Here is a 5,187-nt window from a genome sequence, read left to right on the forward strand (position 1 = left end):
TCCATGGATTTGGTTGGCGAGTATCGATTGTTGGCGGGCCGTGGGGCTGTTTGGTTGGCGCTGAACGATGCGGATGTTCTGCGTCGTTGCATACCGGGCTGCGAGGAGCTTGAGCAGGTTTCGGACCGGGAGATGACGGCGACGGTCGTTGCGAAGATCGGTCCTGTGAAGGCGACGTTCAAGGGCGCGGTGACGCTGGAGAACCTGAACCCGCCCGAGAGCTATACGATTGTCGGCGAGGGCAAGGGCGGGGTTGCCGGCTTTGCCAAGGGGTCGGCGGATGTGTCGCTGGTCGAGGAGGGGGCGGAGACGGTTCTGCGCTATGCGGTGAAGGCGCAGGTCGGCGGCAAGCTGGCGCAGCTCGGCAGCCGCTTGATCGTGTCGACGTCGCGCAAGATGGCGGACGAGTTCTTCGGCAAGTTCAAGGAGATCGTCGAGGGCGGCGGGGCCGGGCAGGAGGGTGTCGGCGCTGTCGATCTCGACGAGCCGGATGCGGGCGAGATCGAGGCGGCGAAGAGCGAGGCGCTGTCGCGGCTTCCCGAGGAGGTCGGCGAGGCGGTCTCTGATGCGATCTCTGGCGCGGTGCACGAGGTGGAAGAGCGGGTCGCGAAGGCGGCACGCGAGGTCGAGACCGAGGTCGAGACGGCGGCGGGCCGGGGCTTTCTCGGCGGCCCGATGGTGTGGGGGCTTGCGGCGCTGGCGGTTGTGATCGTGATCCTGGCGCTGACACGATGAAGTTGGCGCGCTGAGGTTGGCACGCTGATCTGGGCGCGCTGTTGCGCCGAGGGTCCGGCAGGCGGCGGCGGTTGATCTGGTCTCGGCGCGCGTTCGGGTACACGGGTTTGGGCACACGGGTTTGGGCAGGTGCGCTCGGGCAGGTGTCCGGGGTGCCGGGTTTGGGCAAACGGTTTGCAGATGCGGGTTCCGCCCGAGCGGGGAGTGACGGGACCTTGTTGTGGAACGAGGGAGGATTTGCATGGCCGAAGTGAGCATGGTCGTGAACGGCCGGACGGTGACGCGGGTGGTCGAGGACCGGACGCTGCTGGTTGAGTTCCTGCGCGAGGGTCTGGGGCTGACGGGGACGCATGTGGGCTGCGACACGTCGCAATGCGGGGCCTGCGTGGTGCATGTGGACGGCAAGGCGGTGAAGTCCTGCACGATGCTTGCGGCGCAGGCGTCGGGGTCTGAGGTGACGACGATCGAGGGTCTTGCGTCCGGGGGCGAGCTGCACCCGGTGCAGGCGGCGTTCAAGGAGCATCACGGGCTGCAATGCGGCTTCTGTACGCCGGGGATGATCATGGCGGCGGTGGACATGATCGCGCGCCATGGCGGGGGTCCCCTGGACGAGGCGACGATCCGGGCCGAGCTTGAGGGCAATATCTGCCGCTGCACGGGCTACCACAACATCGTCAAGGCGATCGCGGCGGCGAGCACGACGATGGCCGGGATGAAGACGGCGGCCGAGTAGGCGCGAACAGGGCGCCGGCAGGCCACCGGACGGGTCACCGGACAGGCCACCGGACGGGGTTTGAGGTGCCGCCGTCCAGGCAAGGGGGCTGTCGCCGTTCGGGGGACGGCGATGCGGCGGGCCTGCCGGGAGATTGTTCGAAGCGAACTGTTCGAAGCGATTGGCACGTCGAAGCGATCGACATGAGGAACGCATGCAGGGCGGGTGCCGGGCGGGAGGATGCCGGGCATCGCGGGCCTTGCGAGGGAGGACGAGATGGCAGGTTCGGTTGAAGGTATCGGCGCGCGGGTTCAGCGGCGCGAGGACAAGCGGTTCATCACCGGCAAGGGCCGCTACACGGACGACATGACGGTGGCGGGGATGGCGCATGCGGTGTTCGTGCGCTCGCCGCATGCGCATGCCAGGGTGGTGTCGATCGGGGCGGATGCGGCCCGCGCGATGCCGGGGGTGATCGCGGTCCTCAGCGGCCATGAGCTGGTCGCGGACGGGGTCGGCAACCTGATCTGCGGCTGGATGATCCATTCCAAGGACGGCAGCCCGATGAAGATGGGCGCCTGGCGGGCGCTGGAGAGCGAGCATGTGCGCCATGTCGGCCAGGCGGTGGCGGTGGTGATCGCCGAGACGCGGGCACAGGCGCGCGATGCCGCCGATGCGGTGGAAGTGGAATACGAGCCGCTTCCCGCCGTGGTCGATGCGCTGGAGGCGCTGAAGGACGGGGCGCCGCAACTGCACGAGGAAGCGCCGGGCAACCTGATCTACGACTGGGAGATCGGCGATGCTGCGGCGACCGAGGCGGCCTTCGCGTCCGCAGCGCGGGTGACGCGGATGGAGATCCGCAACAACCGCCTGGTGCCGAACCCGATGGAGCCGCGCGCAGCGCTGGCCCAGTACGACACGGCGGAGGAGCACTACACGCTGTGGACGACCTCGCAGAACCCGCATGTGGCGCGGCTCGTGCTGTCGGCCTTCTACAACATCGCGCCGGAGCACAAGCTCAGGGTGATTGCACCGGATGTGGGCGGCGGCTTCGGGTCGAAGATCTATATCTATCCGGAAGAGATGGTGTGCCTGTGGGCGTCGAAGAAGACCGGCGTTCCGGTGAAGTGGACATGCGAGCGCACGGAGGCGTTCCTGACGGACGCGCATGGGCGCGACCACTACTCGCAGGCCGAGATGGCGCTGGACGCGGAGAACCGGATCACCGGGCTGCGGGTGAAGACGGTGGCGAACCTTGGCGCCTATATGTCGCTGTTCTCCTCGTCGGTGCCGACCTATCTCTACGCGACGCTTCTGTCCGGCCAGTATGCGATCCCGGCGATCCATTGCAACGTGAAGACGGTCTACACCAACACGGTGCCGGTGGATGCCTATCGCGGGGCGGGGCGGCCCGAGGCGACCTATCTGCTTGAGCGGATGATGGAGACGGCGGCGCGCGAGGTTGGGATGGACCCGGCCGAGTTCCGGCGGGCGAACTTCATCCGGAGCTTCCCGCATCAGACGCCGGTGATCATGTGCTACGACGCGGGCGACTACGATGCCTCGCTGGAGGCGGCGCTATCGGCGATCGACTATGCCGGCTTTGCGGGACGCAAGGCGGAGGCGGCGCGGCGGGGCAAGCTGCGCGGCATCGGCCTGTCCTGCTATATCGAGGCCTGCGGCATCGCGCCGAGCCAGGCGGTCGGTTCGCTGGGGGCGGGCGTCGGCTTGTGGGAATCGGCGGAAGTCAGGGTGAACCCGGTCGGCACGATCGAGGTTCTGACGGGCTCGCACAGCCATGGCCAGGGTCACGAGACGACCTTCGCGCAACTGGTGGCGGAGCGGTTCGGCGTCGGTCTCGACACGGTGGCGATCGTGCATGGCGACACGGACAAGGTGCAGTTCGGCATGGGTACCTACGGCTCGCGCTCCGGCGCGGTCGGCATGTCGGCGATCGTCAAGGCGCTGGACAAGGTGGAGGCGAAGGCGAAGCGGATCGCCGCGCATCTGCTGGAGGCCTCGGAAGGAGACATCGCGCTGGAGGGCGGCACGTTCAAGGTGGCCGGCACGGACAAGGAACTGCCGTTCTTCCAGGTGGCGCTTGCCGCCTATACGGCGCACAACCTTCCCGCCGGCATGGAGCCGGGGCTGAAGGAGGGGGCGTTCTACGACCCGACCAACTTCACCTTCCCGGCCGGGACCTATGTGTGCGAAGTGGAGGTGGACCCGGAGACGGGCAAGGTCGAGATCGTCGACTTCGTTGCGGCGGACGACTTCGGGACGATCATCAACCCGATGATCGTGGAAGGCCAGGTGCATGGCGGATTGACGCAGGGCATCGGCCAGGCGCTGCTGGAGAACGCGTCCTATGACGCGGACGGCCAACTGCTGTCGGCGTCCTACATGGACTACACGATGCCGCGGGCGGACGATGTGCCGTCCTACCGGCTGATGACGACGGTGACGGCGTGCCCGGGCAACCCGCTGGGGATGAAGGGCTGCGGCGAGGCCGGGGCGATCGGCTCGCCGCCGGCGGTGATCAACGCGATCACCGACGCGATCGGGACGAACGCGCTGGAGATGCCGGCGACGCCGCAGGCGGTGTGGGCGGCACTGAAGGCGGCCCGGCCGGCAGAAGCAGCGGAGTGATCTGCGCTGCGCAGGCAAGACGCAGCGGAGTGATCTGCGCTGCGCAGGCAAGACGCAGCGGAGTGATCTGCGCTGCACCGGCACAGGCAGCCGAAGAGGGCAGCCGAAGAGGGCAGCAGCGCGATCCGCGCAGGATCTTGATTGAGGATGGCGCTCCCGCACGGCTTGGCCGCGGGGGCGCTGCAGCAGGCGAGCAAGAGGCCCGGCCGGACTGCCGGGCGAGGGAGGAGCGGGATGTACGAGACGACCTATCACCGGGCGACGAGCGTCGCCGATGCGGCGGCGAAGATCGCCGCTTGCGAGGACGGCAAGATCCTGTCGGGCGGCATGACCCTGCTGCCGACGATGAAGCAGCGGCTGGCGGCGCCGTCCGACCTTGTCGACGTGACCCATGTCGCCGATCTGAAGGGGATCACTGAAACGGGTGGGGGCCTGCGGATCGGGGCGGCGACGACCCATGCTGAGGTTGCCGGCTCACTGAGCGTGCGGCGGCTGGTGCCGGGTCTTGCGGAGCTTGCCGGCCATATCGGCGATCCGCATGTGCGCCATCGCGGCACGATCGGCGGGTCGATCGCCAACAACGACCCGGCGGCGGACTATCCGGCGGCGATGCTGGCCTTGGGGGCGACGATCGTCACCGACCGGCGGCGGATCGAGGCTGAGGAGTTCTTCACCGGCCTGTTCGAGACGGCGCTGGAGGAGGGGGAGATCGTGACGGGTGTCGAGATCCCCGCCTGCGCGGCCTGCGCCTATGCCAAATATCCGAACCCGGCCTCGCGCTATGCGATGGCCGGCGTCTTCGTGGCGCGCAGCGACGGCGGCGTGCGGGTGGCGGTGACGGGTGCCGGGTCGAACGGCGTCTTCCGCCACGCGGGGCTGGAACAGGCGCTGTCGCAGAGCTTCACGCCCGACGCGGCAGCCTCCGTCGCGACCGATGCCGACGACCTCATCTCCGACATCCACGGCTCCGCCGACTACCGCGCAAACCTCATCACCGTCATGGCCAAGCGCGCCGTCGCAAAACTCAAAACCTGAAACCCCGAAACCCTCAAACAGACCCACATCCCAAACAAAACACCCCGCCGGAAAAAAAA

The 5,187-nt window shown here is 68.0% G+C and carries 4 protein-coding genes; all 4 read left to right on the forward strand.

Translation table 11 applies throughout. The annotated features are described in order from the left end of the window. Positions 1–3: 3 nt before the first annotated feature. Complete coding sequence (locus TSB10GB4_RS06080) at positions 4–735, forward strand: carbon monoxide dehydrogenase subunit G (RefSeq protein WP_186394994.1); 732 nt, start codon at positions 4–6, stop codon at positions 733–735. A 241-nt stretch (positions 736–976) separates the two neighbouring features. Continuing rightward, entirely contained in the window at positions 977–1,468 is a 492-nt protein-coding gene (locus TSB10GB4_RS06085; RefSeq protein ID WP_208984500.1) for a (2Fe-2S)-binding protein, read from the forward strand. A gap of 255 nt (positions 1,469–1,723) precedes the next feature. Further along, entirely contained in the window at positions 1,724–4,093 is a 2,370-nt protein-coding gene (locus TSB10GB4_RS06090) for a xanthine dehydrogenase family protein molybdopterin-binding subunit (RefSeq protein WP_186394993.1), read from the forward strand. Positions 4,094–4,327: 234 nt separating this feature from the next. Beyond that, on the forward strand, positions 4,328–5,128 hold the full coding sequence (locus tag TSB10GB4_RS06095) for a xanthine dehydrogenase family protein subunit M (RefSeq protein ID WP_186386288.1): 801 nt from the start codon (positions 4,328–4,330) through the stop codon (positions 5,126–5,128). Positions 5,129–5,187: the final 59 nt, after the last annotated feature.

The organism is Stappia sp. TSB10GB4 (assembly GCF_900185745.1).
GTDB lineage: Bacteria > Pseudomonadota > Alphaproteobacteria > Rhizobiales > Stappiaceae > Stappia.